This window comes from Paraburkholderia sp. GAS334 (assembly GCF_050436625.1).
In the GTDB taxonomy this organism is placed as follows: domain Bacteria; phylum Pseudomonadota; class Gammaproteobacteria; order Burkholderiales; family Burkholderiaceae; genus Paraburkholderia.
Genome location: NZ_JBNDMO010000019.1, coordinates 63190 through 79669, shown reverse-complemented (window position 1 = coordinate 79669; position 16480 = coordinate 63190). Strand labels below are relative to the sequence as shown.

The window sequence follows — 16480 nt, the reverse complement described above, 5'->3', positions numbered from 1 at the left end:
GAACGTTATCCCCGAACCTTCGGCCGCCCCCCGGGCCGAAGTGCCTTGGCGCGCCACCACTGCAGGTGGTGGCGCACTTTTTCACGTGCGGCGGCGTTCGATAAGCGTTGGAGACTCGCGGCAAATGGCGCGTAGTCGACGCGCCGTTCGGGAGAACGTCATGGTGCGAGCTGAATGGAGAATCGCGCTAGCAGCGCTTGCGACTTTCGCTGCGCTGGCGGGCGTGGCGATCTGCATCCAAGGGCTGTTGTTCGACCTGACGCGGGTCATCTGGTTGGGCATTGGGATCATCGCCGCAGCGGTCGTTGCGCTCGTCGTGATGCTGAACCTGTGGCCGAATGATGATTGGCATGACAATTGGTAGTTCGAAGTGCGTGATGGCGGACATCGATCCGGGCATCGACGGTCGCAGGCCCAACTCGCAGGCGGTGCAATACACGTCTCCCACTATGTCTTCATGCTGCATGAAGAAGCTCACACGCATTGCATGTACGCCGGAGAAGAAAAGGTGTCTGTTGACCTCGAAAAGGACGAAGGCGAGCGCGTCGATTGCTATGGGACACAAACGCTTGACCAATTGACTTCGCAGTCCTCGTCACACAGCGCGACAAGCGTTATCCCGAGCAAACCAATTACGACAATGATTGCCGTCACAACCGCAAGTCTCAGAAGCGTTCGGATCGCAGCATCGATTCGTCCTCCTCCACTTTGCTGCGAGCCCCTTGCACGAGCTTTTCTCATCCAATCCACCGTTCGTCTATTCAAAGGGGCGACCAGCCGGGCAATTTCCCTGAAGATAGGGGTACTCATGGTGCTCAACGAAGCCGATTTGGGAGTTGTGCCAGTCCTCACAATGGTAGCTGCAGATGGATCGGCATGTGCATCCGTTTGCAGGATCAGGCACAACTTTCGGCGAATTGATATAACCGATGCGTCGTCATTCGTGGCATCGTCTTCTTACGGCATGGTTAGGCTGTAGTGGGTATCTGGGCTTGATCGAAGAGGGTGTTCGAAGTCGCGCTGGACTATCGTCAAGGCAACCCGAAGCGCTGTGGACGAGAAGAGCGCGCTGCGAGTCGGCACACCGGAGTTAGCTTTGTTGAGGTGAAATATGATGCTGGCCAACGATTTAGGAGACAACGAGTGGGAGTTGGTCGAAGCGTTGTTCTGTGCGAAGCCCTCGCGGAGCGAGCGGCGCGGCCGGCCGCGCGCGGAAACGCGTGCAGTTCTCAATGCGGTGCTATGGGTGCTCTCGACCGGCGAAGGCTGGTCCAGGCTGCCGGGCCGCTACCCGTCGCCGCCTACATGCAGGCGCCGCTTTGACGAGTGGCAGGCTGATGGCACGCTCGCCGAAATAATCAGACGTCTCAACTCGAGCGGCCGCGAAATTTCGCCGCGCGGCAGCATCGGCGCCACCGGCGCCAAGCCGCCGGCACAGCCTGGCAGCGATCGCCTGCGCGGCGCCTTCTGGACGAACCCGGCGTCCTGGCGGGCGCCGGTCAGGATGGCGTGACGCACGACGAACTGTCCGATGAGGATGGCTTCATCCGAAGACAGTCTGCGAAGGGCGGTCATGACGGAAACGGGATGACGATGGACCGGAGCGGCGTTTTCATGCGAAACACAACGGTTTTGCCTCCCGGCCAGAAAGCGTGGGAATTAGCCTGATATGCCTGTCGATCTTGAACGGCTAAAAAAGCTGGCGGAAGCCATGACGGGTGAGGCGGCTGATACCCTTCGGCAAGCGGCCAGCGAGATTGGACTCCTTCGTAGGCACCTATTTGAGGCGCATGCCAGTAATGCGGATAGCGAACGGCTCGACTGGCTAAGTGAGCAGGCTCATGAAGAGTATTCTGATCCGGTGTGTCGCACCTACTTTGCGCTGCCCCGCATCGTGACGAAGAAAAATGATGTAAGCGCTACGACATTGAGAGAGGCTATCGACCTCGTTCGCATGCCTCACCATCACGACGTGTAGGAAGATCTTCAACCCGCTGCATCTGTGCGGGCTACAATCGTCTCACCGATCGGACCGCCCTTGGTTCCTTCCGAATTCCACGCCGCGGGCTCATCCGACGGGAACGTGCTGACTGTGCTTTTCCGTCGTCTGTCATGAGTGGTTCATGAGCCGCTACACCCGTTCATACCGGGAGGCTGGGATGTCGGATATCGAAAGCTTCGTTTGTTGCGCACCGCATTTACTGCACGGAATGGCAAGAGGTGGCTGCGACCGCCCGGTCTGACGAGCGTGTGTCTGACGATAGCTGACGCACGATATCCGCGCGTTCGGAACAAAAAAAATGCCGACCGCTGTGCGATCGGCAAAAGGCTCCAGCTTGTTTATCAGGAGGGCCGTGCTGGAACCTGAAGGAGCTCCCGCGGACATGTTGGGATCGGTGAGAGCTACCTCCGTTCATGTATGAGTGCTGCCATTCATATGTTGCTGTGGCGATACCCCGTATAGCCGGCCGTATTCACGACTGAACTGCGAGCGGCTTTGATAGCCCACCGCATAGCCGGCGCTGCCGATGTTCCGACGCTCGATCTGTATTAGCCGACGTGCCTCGTAAAGTCGGAGTTGCTTTTGGTACTGCATGGGCGTAAGGCGGGTGATTGCCTTGAAATGATGATGCAATGAGGACTCGCTCATCCCGACCTGGTCGGCAAGGTCCGCGATCCGCAGCGGTTGCTCGTAGTGCTTGCGCAGCCAGGCGATCGCCTTGGCTATCCCGTTGGCTGGACTGTCAGCTACGGCCAGTTGCAGCAGGCGTCCGCCATGCGGCCCGGATAAAAGCCGGTAAATGATCTCCTGCTCGATAAGGGGCGCCATCGGCCGGATGTCGCCAGGAGCATCCAGCAGGCGTAACAGGCGAAGCGTCGCATCCAGCAAGTCGAGGCTCGCACGGGCGACAATGACACTGCATGCACTTTCGGTTGCCGTGGGGGGTGGCGGCAAGTCCACCCGCGCGAGCACTTCGTGTAGACGCTCCGGGGAAATCGCCATACCTAGTCCAAGACACGGCTGTTCCTCGCTAGCCTCTATAACCCGAAATGCGACGGGAACATCGAACGACACAAACAGGTAGTCGCCGACACCGTAATGTTGGACCTGTCCACCGAGTTCGATGCTCATTCTGCCCTGTACCACCATCGCGAACGTCGGGGATTGCTCACAATGGATCAACGCCGAACGGGAAGTATGCCGCCCTACTAACAGGCTATCGACAGCCGTGGCGTTGGCACCTTCGTCTTTTGCATGACGGGCGACCAGCTCGGTAATTTCCTTGAAGGCGTGGAATCTCATGGTGGGCAACGAAACCGCTCCGGGATCTGTACTAGTCCTCCCATGGTAGCCACAAATAGATCCGCCTGTGTGTCCGTTTGCAGGATCAGGCACAACTCTCGGGGGATTGATGCAACCGATGCGTCGGTATCCGTGGCATCGTTCGCATGCGGTCCATTCTCAAAGGTTTCACTGCATGTCACTACCGGGCTTCCCGAGTATGCTTCACCGGCGGATCTCGCACACCGACTCCAACTACAACCCGCTCGCGAACGCCGGTCAAGGGTAAGAGGACCAAGGCTGTGAACAGCCGCGACAGAAACTACACGGCAGGCAAGATCGACAAGCTTCAGCAGCAGATTGAGGGAAGCGTACAACGGTATCTCGACGATCGAAAATGCGGACCGGACCAGCCCGACAGGTTTCGACGTGAAGACCGTGCGGCTGTACGAGAAGATCGCCAGTTTGCGCCAGTAGAAGCGTGAGCTTAAGCAGATCGAAAAACAGTTGAAGAAGCAGCCGGACAGACAGCTGTCGATGACGGATCCCGACGCACGGTCCAGGACAACGAGCGGAAAAGGCTCCGGCATAGTGGGCTACAACGTTCAGGCCGCCGGGGACACGAAGCATCATCTGATCGTTGAACACGAGGTTACTAACGTCGGAAACGATCACGGGCAACTCAGCAGGATGGCACTGCCCGCGAAGAACGGGATGGGCAAACCAAAGCTGAAGGTTATGGCTGACCGGGCCTACTTCAGTGGCCCCGAGATACGAGCAGTAAGCATCTGATCTGTACCGTTACCCCGCTTTGCGTAGAAGATGCAATGATCGGCTGCGACGGACACGAATGACCGACAGTGTCCACAAACACGTCGCTATGCTCCCATTATTCACTATCGTGATAACCCCATATGCGGGTCACTGTGTTGCCTTGCGGTCACGTTCTGTTCATCATCGGCACATCGAGCGCCAACATTGAGCGCCACGCGCGGCGACGCTGCGTTTCGCCGCGTGCATCCCTCGAGCCCGATCGTGGAAAGGAGGAGACACCCGTGAAGCACGTACCCGTCATCAACGCAGGGGCCGGTCCGGTCGGCCTCACGCTGTCGATACTGTTGTCGCGTTTCGGCATTTGCAACCTCGTCGTCGAAATGCGCGGCGGCGTCAGCACAGTGCCGCGCGCCCGCGGCATCATGAGCCGGACGATGAAGATCTGGAATCACTTCGGTATTGTCGAGGAACTGGATGCGCTGTCGCTGCCGCCCCAGTGGTGTCGCAACGTCCAGCGGTCGAGCGACTCCCGATCGCGATCGGGCCATAGCTGGCATGGAGCGGGTACTCAAGCGTGTGAGAGCGATGATCGGCGATCACGATGCGGCAGTTTCGAATTCGATCTGCACTCGAATTACCCATACACGCTCGCAGCCGTTGTTGCGGAGCGTTTGCGTGACCGCCGCGTGCTGCTCGTCGGCGACGCGGTGCATCACGTGTCGCCGTTCGGCGGAATCGGTGTGAATGCCGGCATTCACACCGCGCATAACCTCGCATGAAAGCTGGCTGCCGTTATACGTGGCGTAGCCGGTCACCGGCTGCTCGATACAATCGAAGACGAGCGGCGCGAAGTCGCGTAATGCGTGATCCAGTACTGCATGGACAATGTGCATCACGTGCTCGAACGCGGCCGCGGTGTCACCTGCGTGAAGATCCGCCGGCGATGACAGCTCAAAAAAAGACCGCACGTTTTAGGAATCGGATGAATTGGCATTCCGACCGCCTCGTCTTGGCGCGGGCAAATCATGTTCATTCTTCGTATAGCGAACGCCGATTTTGAGACCGACGCGCAACGACCCCTTGGGGAACCGTTCAATGAACCAGACCGATACAGAATCCACGATCTCCGGTATTCAAAAGCACAAGATTGAGCGCCTTCAGCTCGAAAATGGTGCGGTGCTTACCGATGCGATCACAGCCTATTTGACGTTCGGGGAAATGGCGCCGGATGGTAGAAACGCGATCCTAGTTACGCACGGCTATACAAGTGGACCGGAAATGGTGCTGCCCGGAGGCACGACCGCCGAGGGTTCATGGTGCGAGCTCGTGGGTCCTGCGAAGCCCATCGACACGAGGCGATTCTTTGTCGTGTGCCCAAACATGTTGGGCTCCTCCTTTGGCTCGACGAATGGCTCGAGCATCAATCCAGCAACCGGGCAACCTTATGGTTCGAGATTTCCAGATCTGAGCCTCGTCGACATGGTGAACGCACAACGCAAATTGTTGGAATACCTGGGCGTCCGACATCTCGTCGCGGTAGTGGGGCCGTCGTACGGTGGTTTTCAGGCTTTCCAGTGGGCCGTGTCGCACTCCGACTTCGTCGACGGAATCGTTGCGGTAACGTGCGCGTTATATTGCCCGGGGGCAAATGCCGCGGGCATTGTCGAACAGCTTGCGGAGGATCCAAACTGGCACGGCGGTGACTATTACGGCACAGCCGGCGTCCAGGCGACGCTCGAACGAATGCGCGTCCGGACACTTCGCAATTTCGGAATCGACAGTGTGTTGGCTGATCGCTTTCCGGATCAGGGCTCGATGGACGCGCAAATCGCGCATCTTGCGAGCGCATGGGCCCGCACCTTTGACGCCAATTCGATGGTGATCCTTATGCGTGCCGCCGAGCGATTCGATGTGCGAGCCGACCTGGCAAAGATTACGGCCCGCGTTCTATTCGTGCTGTCCAGCACGGACCAGATGTTCCCGCCGACAATCGCCCCGCAGATCATGAACCAACTCCGTGACACAGGGGTTCGAGCTATCTATCACGAAATTGCAAGCCGGTTTGGTCACTTTGCCTCTGGAATCGACGCGGCACAGTGGGCGCCGCGCCTTAAGGCATTCATTGACGAGCTGACGTGTCAGCCTACTTCGCAACCGGATTGATCCGCGCGTCCCAAGCTTGATCAGTACAGCGCCTGGAACAACGCCGGGATCGCGCTTTTACCGATGATAGAGCGCGCTGTTGCCATTGAGAAATTTAACGAAACGTGGGCCATTGGCGAGTTCCTTTCCTGTTTGAAAGATCACGTAATACCATAAAAATATAGGATACCAAAATGTATAAATTGAAATGAAACGAAATTCGGCCGGGACCGATGCAGACGGGAAATCTGTGGTGTTAATGGATGGGGCCACTAACGTGCTGCACATTCGCGGCACCAATCACGCCTGGAGCAATCGATCCGACGAACCGTGCCTGTTGTGTGACCGCATGATCGAAGCCACGCCGCGCTAAGGGTTGCTTTGTCAGTGATGCCGCGCATCACTTCCTTCAACGATCGACCATTCAAAAAATAACGGCCTTGCTGGGAGCGGGCCGCCGGGAGGAGACATATGAGCGTAAAAAAAATAAGTGCATGCGTACTGTTCGCGCTTGCCGCGTTCTCGGACGGCGCATTTGCTTACGAGCACGGATATCCGGGCTGGTCGATCCCATCCGGGGCAGTGTTGACCATGTCGGCGGCTTCGCCGCCGCCCGGATTCTATAGTTTCAACGAGATCTATACGGCTCAGGGGCATCGCTATGGTCCCGGGGATCCCAGCGGGTCCACGCCCCTTCACGTTGCGACCGCGGTAACGGGGATTCTGTGGTCGCCCGGCTGGACATTCCTCGGCGGCCGTTACGAGGCGCTCATCGTGCAACCATTTATGATGGCGGACGCAGGCGCGCCTCTGAACCAGCAGAGTTCGGGCATCCACAATACGCTGATTGCGCCGGCACAAATCAGCTGGAAGCTGGGAGACACCGGGTTCCATGTGAAAGCGGGATTCGCGGTGACGGTGCCCGACGGGACGATCACTGGCACCAACGGCCTTGCGGGTCCGGGGGCGCCTTGGTGGATCTTCCAGCCCCTGCTTAGTGTTTCGTACATCAAGTATGGATGGAATGTGACCGGAAACTTTTCGGTAGAGGTGAACACACCCAATACGGAGACACACTATCGGACCGGCGACATCCTGCATGCGGATTTTGCCGCGACGAAGACGCTGGGTAACTGGTCCATCGGGCCGGTCGCATCCTACATCGGCCAGGTCAGTAACGATACGTCCAGCGCCTTCTACCACAACGCGATCAATGTCGATCGATACAACATCTTCGCGGTCGGCGCACTGGTCGGATACAAGTTCGGTCCTGCCAGCGTCAATCTTTGGGCGATGAAAGATATCAGTGCCAGTGCGTCGGGTGGTCCGACGGGACCTGACAAGGCAACGATCCCGAAAGGCTACAAGGTCTTTGCCAACCTCACTTTCCGCTTTTGATGGCGGAGTAGATGCGATGAGGGAGAAACCGACGGATTCAATTCGAAAACTCAACCTCGCGGAGGCGGCGTAAGTGCGGACACCACGTCTTGATGCTTGGCCGGTCGCCTAAGTAGGATATTCAAAACTCATGCAAACGCGGACAGTCAAAGGAAGGTTCGCGCACCACCATGAGCCCATCACGCAGACCGACCTTGGTCTGGACCTGAGCATCCGACGCACGCGCTAGCGTGTGTACCTGGAGGTGAGCTTCCCTCGAAATTTCGCCTTCCAGATACTATGGAAGGGCTGCTCAGGTCGTGTATAAAGTCGACCGAAAGGAAGGAAAGAAGAGATGTTCAAGGTACCGAATCAGGTGTACACGGCTGAGTTCAAGGCAGCAGCCGTGCAACGGGTCAAGGGCGGGCAACGTTTGGACGTCCGGTGCATTCTGTAAGCAGCCGTCCGATTCGAAACTTAGAGCTGGCGTCGTCGGGCATGGCGGCCGTTCGTAGCTCTGCAGCGACGCCGGCGGAATCATTGCTGCCGTACGAAGACACAACGTGACGCTCGCGACCACCTATGCGCCACCATGCAAAATTGCGTCGGCACTATTCGGCACGTCGCCAACCTCCGCGCTGATTGTCTTTGCTTCCTGTCGCAACGCAGTCGCGATCGGACCATTGATCGAGGCATCGAACCCACCGGTCGCTCCCAGCGCGGTGAGCGTCGCGCAAAGGTGTCCATTGACATTGAACGGCGGTGCGGCGACAGCGCTTATTCTTTTCAGATTGGTATCCTGGACCGTGGCGCAGCACACTGCGCGAACCTCACGTCGCCGCTGTCCTATCGGATCGGTCGGATCGCGCTGCCCACGTAAGTCCGCAGGGGCGTGCGGGAGTTCTTCCTCGGCAAGTGCTCGAACCCGCGACTCGTCGAGCAAGGCGAGGAAGACCCGTCCCGTCGCGGACCAGAGCATCGACATCACTGAACCCGCGCGAACATTTACCGTGACCGGCGACCCCGGCTCCTCAAAGCGCACGATCGCAGGGCCGCGATTGCCCATTACCTCAATGAAGCACGTCACTTCGAGACTCTCTCATATGCGAACAAGCGACGGCTCGGACAAGCGAATGGGATCCGCCGTGCGCATTGCTGCCAGACCGATGGCGATGCATTGAGGCCCAAGACAGTGCTGCTGCGTCGCCCGATCCTGAGTGACGAAAGACTCTTCCGTTGGGCTCGCCAGATAGCGATGGACTTTCGCGGGGTTTTCGTGAAGGTGGGCGGCAAGGGCGGTCAGCGTCGCACGACCGCCAAGGGCAGCCAGTTCCTTTAGTACGAGCATCCCGATGGACGCAGACTGCACGCGTTGCCGGCGGTCGCACGCAGTGCGGGCACTAGCTTGGTTTGCAGAATGATTTTCCATTTCGCGATCTTAGCCGACCGGAAGCGGCAGCCGAGGTGGCAAGGTTAACCCGGATCACGAAATTACGCATTGCGTATTAGAGTTGCGCAAATGACGCCGTATTTGGAGAAGAGCATGGCCGAAGTCGCGCCTGATCTGGGTGTATCGAAGTGTCCTTTCCCCCAGCGGTTGCCCGGTGAGCGCACGCGCTGCTGCGTTCGATCCGTTTGAGGACGGTTATGTTCACGCCCCTCTCGTTCCGTGAACCATTGATTCTCGTTTCACGAAACGAGTCGCTGCTGCAACCTGACAAGCCGATCGCGCTCTCGCGTCTCGACAATTTACGATTGGCGCTGCCAGGCAAGCCAAACGTGATTCGCACGCAGATCGAAAACGCCATGGCACGGAGGGGATTTGAGTTCAAAACGATCTTCGAGATTGACGCGATGAATCTTTCAATCGAGCTGGCGCGTCAAGGGGCGTGCGACACGGTGATAAGCGGGAATGAACGCCTGGCGAACGAAGTGGCCTGGAGCCCCGTTCGTGGCATGTCTATGACGTGGGCGCTGTGCGAGAACACCGCGCGATCGCATTCCCCGGCTATCCACGAAGGCCTCAAGCTCGTATTCAAGCTGGTCGACGAAATCGTCGGCCGTGGCAAGTGGCTTGGAGCAGTGCGTTTGGACGATACCGCTAAGGCGGTGACGTTCAAAATGATCGACGAAGGTTGATCCAAAAGCGAAGGATGACTCAAGAGACACCGAGTGGACACAGGTATGAAACTTCGAGACCTCGATTTGAACCTTCTGGTCGTGTTAAGCGAACTCCTCGCTCAAGGCACTGCATCGAAAGCTGCAAAAAGTCTCGGGATGTCCCAACCCGCAGTGAGCAACGCATTGAACCGGCTCCGGAAGATGCTCGGAGACGACCTATTCTTACGCACGTCAAAAGGACTCACACCTACCCGGTTTGCCGAAAATCTGAGCGAGCCGATTGCATACGCGCTCCAGATCATTTTGGACAGCGTCAACACCGCTCCTGTCTTCGACCCTGCAACGAGTTCGCGAAACTTCAGGATCGCGTTGACGGATGTGGGAGAAACGTACTTTCTTCCTGCACTGACGACCCTCCTGTCAAAAGCCGGCCCGGGAATTACCATCACCTCCGTGCGCCACACCATGGTGAACCTCCGTGACGAGATGGAAAGCGGCCGGATCGACCTCGCACTTGGTGTGGTACCAGAGATTGAATTCGGATTCTTCCAACGCACGCTGTTTACCACTCCATATGTCTGTCTGTTTAGGCAAAGTCATCCTTGCGCCGCAACAGGCTTGACCAAGGAGCGTTTCGAGGCGGCGGAACACATCCGAATAACTGCGGAAGGCACCGCTCATGCGGACATTGAGGCGACGTTCGAACGGTCTCGCATCAAGAGAAAGGTAAAGATAGAAGTACCTCATTTCGTTGCCGTCGCCCACATCCTCCTGTCTAGCGACATGATCGCGGTCGTGCCTGAGGCCTATGCAGCGCGTACCTTCGAATTGACAAAACTGGCGACGGCCCCATGCCCCTTCGATCTTCCTGAACTGAAGATCAACATTTTGTGGCATGCACAAAACCATCGTGATTCCGGCAACCAGTGGCTTCGACAACTCATCCATGGGCAGTTTTCGCAACTCAACCGGGGCGGCGGAACCTCGGCGTGAGGCCATGGCTCGCGGCAGTGCAACCAGCCGGCGACCGTTTCATCGGCCGTCACGGACGGCGCCGCGGTCAATGATATTCAAAACCGTGATAACGGCATTCACGCTTCTCAGTGTTCCGTTTTTCTCTCTATGAATTCATCATTGGCGCATCCATAGCAAAGGGGTGACGACCGCATGTGATGGGTCAAATTCCGCGATACCGTCAGCGCGGATGACTCACCGTGCGCGATCAGCGCTTTTCTATAGGTATCGCTGGATGAAAACTCATAGAACCCGGAGACATGCACGATGCGTGAAATCCCTGTAATTATTTGTGGCGCGGGGCCCGTGGGGCTCACCTTTTCGATCATGATGTCTCGATTTGGCATAGAGACATTGCTCGTCGAAAAGCGCGCCGGCATTAGTACGCTACCCCGAGCGCGCGGCGTCATGTCGCGCACGGTGGAGATATGGAGCCAGTTCGGTCTTTACGACGACCTGCATAGCGTTTCACTCCCGGAGAGTTGGTGCCATCGCTTCAATTACTTCGATACCTTGTCCGGCGACATGATCGGCGAGATGCCGAGCAATTGCATGGCACCGGACGCGCAGGCGGAAAACACCGCCTACGGATTCAAGTGCACGGCGCAGGATAAGATCGACTCAATGCTGTTCCGGCATGCGAGCGGCTATCGCGAAGCACAGATCCAGTTTTCGACTGAGCTGATCGCTTATGCGCAGAATGAGGATCATGTTGTCGTCACCGTGCGCAAGCCGGATGGCTCGCTCGAAGAAATCCGCGCACGGTGGCTGATCGCCGCGGACGGGGGGCGCAGTCCCCTGCGAGAAATGGCCGGCATTACCTCTACCGGGCCAACGAGCCTTCAGCACTACATCAATAACCATTTCACAGCCGATCTCAGCCGTTGGACCGAAGGAAAAGAAGCTGCCCTCATCTGGACGATGGGTGCGAACAAGCTCGGTGTTTTTCAGCCGTTGGATGGTAAGCAGCGCTGGATGTGTCAGATCGGCTTCGATCCAGAGAAGGAATCAGCGGAAAGCTGGACGCCTGAGCGAGTCATTCGCAGAATGCGTGACATGATTGGAGGAGAGGAAGCCGAATCCGTCGCTTTCGATCTGCACTCCACGTACACGTATGCGATCGCCGCATCGGTTGCCGATCGCCTTCGCGACGGACGATTGCTCCTGATAGGCGACGCTGCGCATCGAATTCCGCCCGCCGGCGGTATCGGCATGAACACGGGGATCCAGACAGCACACAATCTGGCGTGGAAACTTGCCTCCGTGCTCAAAGGATATGCTCCCGACACGTTGCTCGACACTTTCGATAGCGAAAGGCGCGAAGTCGCCAAACGGGCATGCGACTATGGCAAAGAAAATCTTGCCCATGTCGGCAAGATTCACCGGGCGCGGACAAGGGAAGCACAGGTCGAAGCTGTGCTCGCCTCGACGCAGTACGGTAACTGGGCGGGAGTGGATTTAGGCGTTCACTACGAACAGGACGGTGCTTTCGTTCCGGACGATGAACCTGCACCCGCCGTCGCTCATCCAGTCGTTGATTATGTTCCGTGCGCAAAACCTGGTTATCGGGCACCCCACATATGGCTTCGCCGCGGGAATGAGAGGCTGTCGGCGACTGATCTGTTCGACAGGGACATTGTTTTGCTGACCGGCGGCAAGGGAGACGTTTGGCGCGAAGCTGCGCAAAGGCTGCAGCAGTGTCCACCGCTTCGTACATACACCGTCGCCGATACAGGCAATGCCGATTTGACGCCGGAAGGGTCGTTTGCCGATCTGTATGGGATCGGCGAAGACGGCGCCGTACTGGTCAGGCCAGACGGTCACGTCGCATGGCGCAGCCGGGGCGCGGTATCCGATCCGTCGACGATTCTCCAGAAGGCATTGGACCGCACGCTTTGCCGTGCGGCAGTCTAACGACGATCACTCAGCGGCATCCTGCCATCCGTTTGGCGACTGACACGTTGCCAGACGGCACGCTTACGGCCCGCAAACAAGGCGAAGGTTGACGTGGCCGTTCCTCCGTTTTCGATGAAACACTATACAACCCAGAACTTCCTGTTGAACGAAACCATCGGGTCTCTGCTCAAGAAGGCGCGCAACCTCGTGATGGCGGAAATGGATGCGGCGCTCCAGGAATTCGACATTACGAGCCAGCAGATGGGCATCCTGCTGTCGATGCATAACGACGGGGCAAGCACGCCGTTCGAGCTGTCCACGCTGCTGGCCGTCGACACGGGACTGATGACCCGCTTGCTCGACAAGCTCGATGCAAGGGGTCTGCTGAAACGCTCGCGATAGCGCGGTGCACTGACCCGTCCCGAAACACGGCGCACACGTGGGTGCGCGCCGGACTGAGGCAAAAAAGATCGCCACTCACTGGCGTACAACAAATGGAGACAAACGTGAACGACATAATGCTGCCTTCAGGCAAGGACGAAACATGAGCGCATTCCTCGACGAACTGCGCGCCGGCTGGCGCGACTTGATCGGCGCTGTCCTTGGACTGGGCCTCGGCATCGGCGCCTATACCCCGCTTTCGAGTTTCTTCTTTCGCGCGCTCGAGCACGAGTTCCGCTGGTCGAAAGGCGCCACCGCCGTTTCGCTGATCGCGCTGCCCGTGACCGCAGCGGTGCTCCCTTTCGCGGGACTGTTGCTCGATCGCTTTGGGGTGCGCCGGGTGGCAGCGCTTTCGACCATCTGCATGTCGGCTTGCTTCGTGTGGCTTTCGGCCATGAATGGTCAACTCTGGATGTTCTATGCGGCGTTCATCTCGCTCAATGTGCTCGGCTGTGCGACTGGTCCCGTCAGCTATACACGAACCATCTCGACTCGCTTCCGGAAGTCGCGCGGAACGGCGCTTGCGTTCTCGCTGCTCGGTATCGGCCTGACCGCGATGATCCTGCCGCCGGTGCTCGCAGGCGTCATGGCGCGCTGGGGCTGGCGAGGCGGCTACCAGTTCTTCGCTGCGGCGGTGCTGATTGGCGGACTGCTTGCGTTGGCGCTAAGCCGCGCGCCGGTCCAAGACGCAAGCTCGCCGGATACGCGAGCGGGCGAGCGGCTCGCCGTCGCTGCTTGCAAGCGTGCGTTCTGGCTGTTGGGCGCGGCAATTTTGGGCTTGAGCGTGGCGTCGCTCGGATTCGTGTCGCAATTTCAGTCCATCGTCATTGAGAAAGGACTCGCCGCGCAATCGGCGCCTTTGCTCTTGTCAGCGCTTTCCGCGTCGGTTGTGGTGAGCCGGCTGGTAATCGGCGGGGCGCTGGACGCTTTCCGGCCGGAGCGAGTCGCCGCAACGGCGCTTTGCCTCGCCGCAGCCGGCATGCTGCTCTGGATGTTCGGTGGGCCGCATGCGGCTACGGCGTTGTTCGCCGTGCTTCTCGTTGGGCTGAGTATCGGCGCCGAGCTCGATTTTCTCTCGTTCTTCTGCGCCCGTCTGTTCGGCCTCAGGCACTACGGCGCCGTGTATGGAGGGCTCGCCGCGTTTTTCTATACGGGCATCGCGGTTGGCGGTATTGCCTACGGCGTGATTCATGACCGCACCGGTAGCTACGTGACGGCGCTCGCGATGTCCGCGGCTCTGTTCGTTGTCTCGGCCTTCTTGTTCCTCATGCTCGGGCGGTCCATGCCCATTGCCGAAGGCACTGAAGGCGTAGCACGTGGCGCGGGGCCCCTAGCGACGTAAGGGTTTGTACCATTAAACACAATCCGAACGACAACTATAGAGATGACGCATTATCGGAATAACGTCCGTATCGCTACCATGTTGTTTTCAGCGCACCAGCATTGCGTGCCTAATGGATGCAGACGCCGCGCATCCGCGAGCAACATGCTGCCAGCCTCGGTCAGCACCACGCGCCTGCTGGTGCGCTGGAAAAGCGGCCCGCCCAGTTCTTCCTCCAGCGAGCGAATCTGCATGCTCAACGCGAACTGCACAATGTGGATGCGTTTGGCCGCGCGTCCGAAATGCTCTTTTTCCGCGACGGCAACGAAATAACGTAGACGGCGAAGATCCATGGTGTTCTATCACAAGATCAGATTAAATGATCAATCAGTAAAATTAATATATTTTACTTCCACTTCGAAATATACGACGCTGTCAGTCGAAAGCGCATGACGTTCGATATCGAATCGCTGTTTGTCGACGCCGTAGATGGCACCGAGCGCGTCGCCACATCCATCACGCACAAGGACACCGTCACAAGAGTGGAGCTCGCGGATGTTTTGGGGTCGGGCCGGCGCTGACTGTTCCGATTTTCGAGGGCGGTCGGCTGAAAGGACAACTCGAGTTGCGCAAGGCCCAGCAGCGCGAGGCAATGGTCGGATACCAGCGCGTTGTGCTCGACGCCTGGCATGAGGTTGATAACGCGATGAGTGATTACGACACGTGTCAGGCAAGGCACGAGAAGCTTGACAGCGCCGTAGCACAGGATCAGGTGGCGCTTGACAATGCACGTCGGCAATACGTTGCGGGTGCGACAGACTTTCTGAACGTCCTCACGGTCCAGCGGGACCTGCTGGACACTCAGCAGGCAAGTGTTGTCAGCACCACAGAGGTCTCACTCGCGCTTGTCGGCCTTTTCAAGGCGCTGGGTGGAAGTTGGGAGACCACCTTTCCGGTAGCGTCTTCGTTGAAACGCAACAGCCCGTTGAGTACCTGGAACCAGACTTCGATCGATGGCAGTGTTTCGCGGGCCTCCATGACAGCGTCAGATCTGGATTAACGGGTATCACGTTCGAGCGGTCTGGACGTCGCAGGGTCTCTTCCTTGACGACGGGAAAGCTGCAACCAATGGCCGGAATAGTTACTTTGAGGTGGTTAGATGATGCGTACGTCGACGAATGTACTCGTGCAAGATTTCGTTGAAGCGAGAGACTGGTTACAGCCGGACGATCGAATCACAAAGCCAGGGGTACGGATTAAAACAAGGATCGCTGAAAGACGTCCAACCTGGGCTTGGAGCAACGTGCAGGGAACGTATGACTGGATGGATTGGCACCAGCCCTTCATGTCAAGTGAATGATGTCGAGAATGTAATCTTCTGGTATCTCGGCTTCGAGGTGCTGCCACCGCCACGGCTCCTATATGCCGCCGCGTGTTGGATTCAGGCAATGTAATGGCGACATCATGATTTATGAGAAGGTCAATAGTCCACCTGACATTCCTGGCGGATTTCTCTTTTGCTATCTATCACGAGTTGTTCAAACGCGATTGGATCCCGCGGCGATGGTGCAAAGGCCGCGGCCATGAACCTGATTTCCGGTGTTTTGCGTACGACTGCACCCGCGCGCATCATCTTGTCCTCTGTGCCGCAGTCTCTGATCGCGCACGACCCCGTCTTTGCTCAGATCAGGTAGCCTAGCGATGCGCCGCGCGCTGCGCATGCCGAGCGGTCTCGAGAATGTCGACGATCGCAGTCCGAACCTGTTCATGGTCGAAGGCAGGCTTCGACGACTCAGGCGCCTCGCGTAGCTATTTCAGCGGATGATCGAGCATTGGCCGTAGCCCGTTTGCGTCAGACAGCGCACCCGAGCGCGCCGCCGCGGGGGCCGCGATGTCTCGCCGACAGCACGCCCCACCGGCGCGACCACAGCGCTGAGCACGGACGTCAGCAGTGCGGTCGCGACCACGGAGGTCGCGACGAGCGCGGTTGCCGTCGGTGCGACGGCGGCACAGCGAGGCTCGACGCCGGCGATGATCTGCGAGACGGCAAGGCATTCCTCAAAGTTGCCGCCTGCATCATTCGCTAGCGACGGTTTCAAAATTCATTCAGT

Annotated in this window: 14 protein-coding genes and 4 pseudogenes; 14 read left to right on the top strand and 4 right to left on the bottom strand. The window is 58.2% G+C overall.

The features are described 5' to 3' along the window. Positions 1-160: 160 nt before the first annotated feature. The 3 genes from P3T21_RS27655 to P3T21_RS27645 all read left to right on the top strand — a co-directional run bounded on the left by P3T21_RS27655 (position 161) and on the right by P3T21_RS27645 (position 1978). Complete coding sequence (locus tag P3T21_RS27655; protein ID WP_429259135.1) at positions 161-364, top strand: DUF2964 family protein; 204 nt, start codon at positions 161-163, stop codon at positions 362-364. A 747-nt stretch (positions 365-1111) separates the two neighbouring features. Continuing rightward, positions 1112-1513: a transposase gene (locus P3T21_RS27650; protein WP_429259134.1), complete on the top strand. Its 402-nt coding sequence runs from the start codon at positions 1112-1114 to the stop codon at positions 1511-1513. Positions 1514-1669: 156 nt separating this feature from the next. Further along, the gene (locus tag P3T21_RS27645) at positions 1670-1978 is read left to right on the top strand and encodes a hypothetical protein (RefSeq protein WP_429259133.1); all 309 of its coding nucleotides are present in this window, start codon (positions 1670-1672) and stop codon (positions 1976-1978) included. Between the two features lie 435 nt (positions 1979-2413). On the opposite strand, the gene P3T21_RS27640 is transcribed toward P3T21_RS27645, so the two are convergent. After that, positions 2414-3304, bottom strand: a complete 891-nt coding sequence (locus tag P3T21_RS27640; protein ID WP_429259194.1) for an AraC family transcriptional regulator N-terminal domain-containing protein — start codon at positions 3302-3304, stop codon at positions 2414-2416. 269 nt (positions 3305-3573) lie between these two features. Between P3T21_RS27640 and P3T21_RS27635 the strand changes: the two are divergent. The 4 genes and pseudogenes from P3T21_RS27635 to P3T21_RS27620 form a co-directional block, all read left to right on the top strand. Beyond that, positions 3574-4072, top strand: a pseudogene (locus P3T21_RS27635) (IS5/IS1182 family transposase); the annotation flags it as partial. A gap of 266 nt (positions 4073-4338) precedes the next feature. Beyond that, positions 4339-4836 (top strand): FAD-dependent oxidoreductase, encoded by a 498-nt coding sequence (locus P3T21_RS27630; protein WP_429259132.1) that lies wholly within the window; start codon positions 4339-4341, stop codon positions 4834-4836. A gap of 316 nt (positions 4837-5152) precedes the next feature. Then, positions 5153-6220 carry an alpha/beta fold hydrolase gene (locus tag P3T21_RS27625; protein WP_429259131.1) on the top strand — a complete coding sequence of 356 codons (1068 nt, stop codon included), beginning with the start codon at positions 5153-5155 and terminating at the stop codon, positions 6218-6220. A 450-nt stretch (positions 6221-6670) separates the two neighbouring features. Continuing rightward, positions 6671-7597: a SphA family protein gene (locus P3T21_RS27620; RefSeq protein WP_429259130.1), complete on the top strand. Its 927-nt coding sequence runs from the start codon at positions 6671-6673 to the stop codon at positions 7595-7597. Positions 7598-8156: 559 nt separating this feature from the next. On the opposite strand, the pseudogene P3T21_RS27615 reads toward P3T21_RS27620, so the two are convergent. Further along, positions 8157-9005, bottom strand: a pseudogene (locus tag P3T21_RS27615) (IclR family transcriptional regulator). 218 nt (positions 9006-9223) lie between these two features. Between P3T21_RS27615 and P3T21_RS27610 the strand changes: the two are divergent. From P3T21_RS27610 to P3T21_RS27590, 5 genes and pseudogenes are all read left to right on the top strand, one after another. Beyond that, complete coding sequence (locus tag P3T21_RS27610; RefSeq protein WP_429259129.1) at positions 9224-9715, top strand: LysR substrate-binding domain-containing protein; 492 nt, start codon at positions 9224-9226, stop codon at positions 9713-9715. A gap of 45 nt (positions 9716-9760) precedes the next feature. Next, positions 9761-10690 (top strand): LysR family transcriptional regulator, encoded by a 930-nt coding sequence (locus P3T21_RS27605; protein ID WP_429259128.1) that lies wholly within the window; start codon positions 9761-9763, stop codon positions 10688-10690. A 288-nt stretch (positions 10691-10978) separates the two neighbouring features. Continuing rightward, positions 10979-12625 (top strand): FAD-dependent monooxygenase, encoded by a 1647-nt coding sequence (locus P3T21_RS27600; protein ID WP_429259127.1) that lies wholly within the window; start codon positions 10979-10981, stop codon positions 12623-12625. Positions 12626-12739: 114 nt separating this feature from the next. Continuing rightward, positions 12740-13006, top strand: a pseudogene (locus tag P3T21_RS27595) (MarR family winged helix-turn-helix transcriptional regulator); the annotation flags it as partial. A 145-nt stretch (positions 13007-13151) separates the two neighbouring features. Continuing rightward, on the top strand, positions 13152-14390 hold the full coding sequence (locus tag P3T21_RS27590) for an MFS transporter (RefSeq protein ID WP_429259126.1): 1239 nt from the start codon (positions 13152-13154) through the stop codon (positions 14388-14390). 119 nt (positions 14391-14509) lie between these two features. On the opposite strand, the pseudogene P3T21_RS27585 reads toward P3T21_RS27590, so the two are convergent. Next, positions 14510-14722: pseudogene (locus P3T21_RS27585) on the bottom strand (LysR family transcriptional regulator); the annotation flags it as partial. Between the two features lie 96 nt (positions 14723-14818). Between P3T21_RS27585 and P3T21_RS27580 the strand changes: the two are divergent. Both P3T21_RS27580 and P3T21_RS27575 read left to right on the top strand, forming a co-directional pair. Then, a complete protein-coding gene (locus P3T21_RS27580; protein ID WP_429259125.1) occupies positions 14819-14950 on the top strand; it encodes a hypothetical protein in 132 nt (43 codons plus the stop codon). Between the two features lie 44 nt (positions 14951-14994). After that, a complete protein-coding gene (locus P3T21_RS27575) occupies positions 14995-15429 on the top strand; it encodes a TolC family protein (RefSeq protein WP_429259124.1) in 435 nt (144 codons plus the stop codon). Positions 15430-16183: 754 nt separating this feature from the next. Here P3T21_RS27575 and P3T21_RS27570 read toward each other — a convergent pair. Beyond that, positions 16184-16468, bottom strand: coding sequence for a hypothetical protein (locus tag P3T21_RS27570; protein WP_429259123.1), 285 nt, complete (start codon positions 16466-16468; stop codon positions 16184-16186). Positions 16469-16480: the final 12 nt, after the last annotated feature.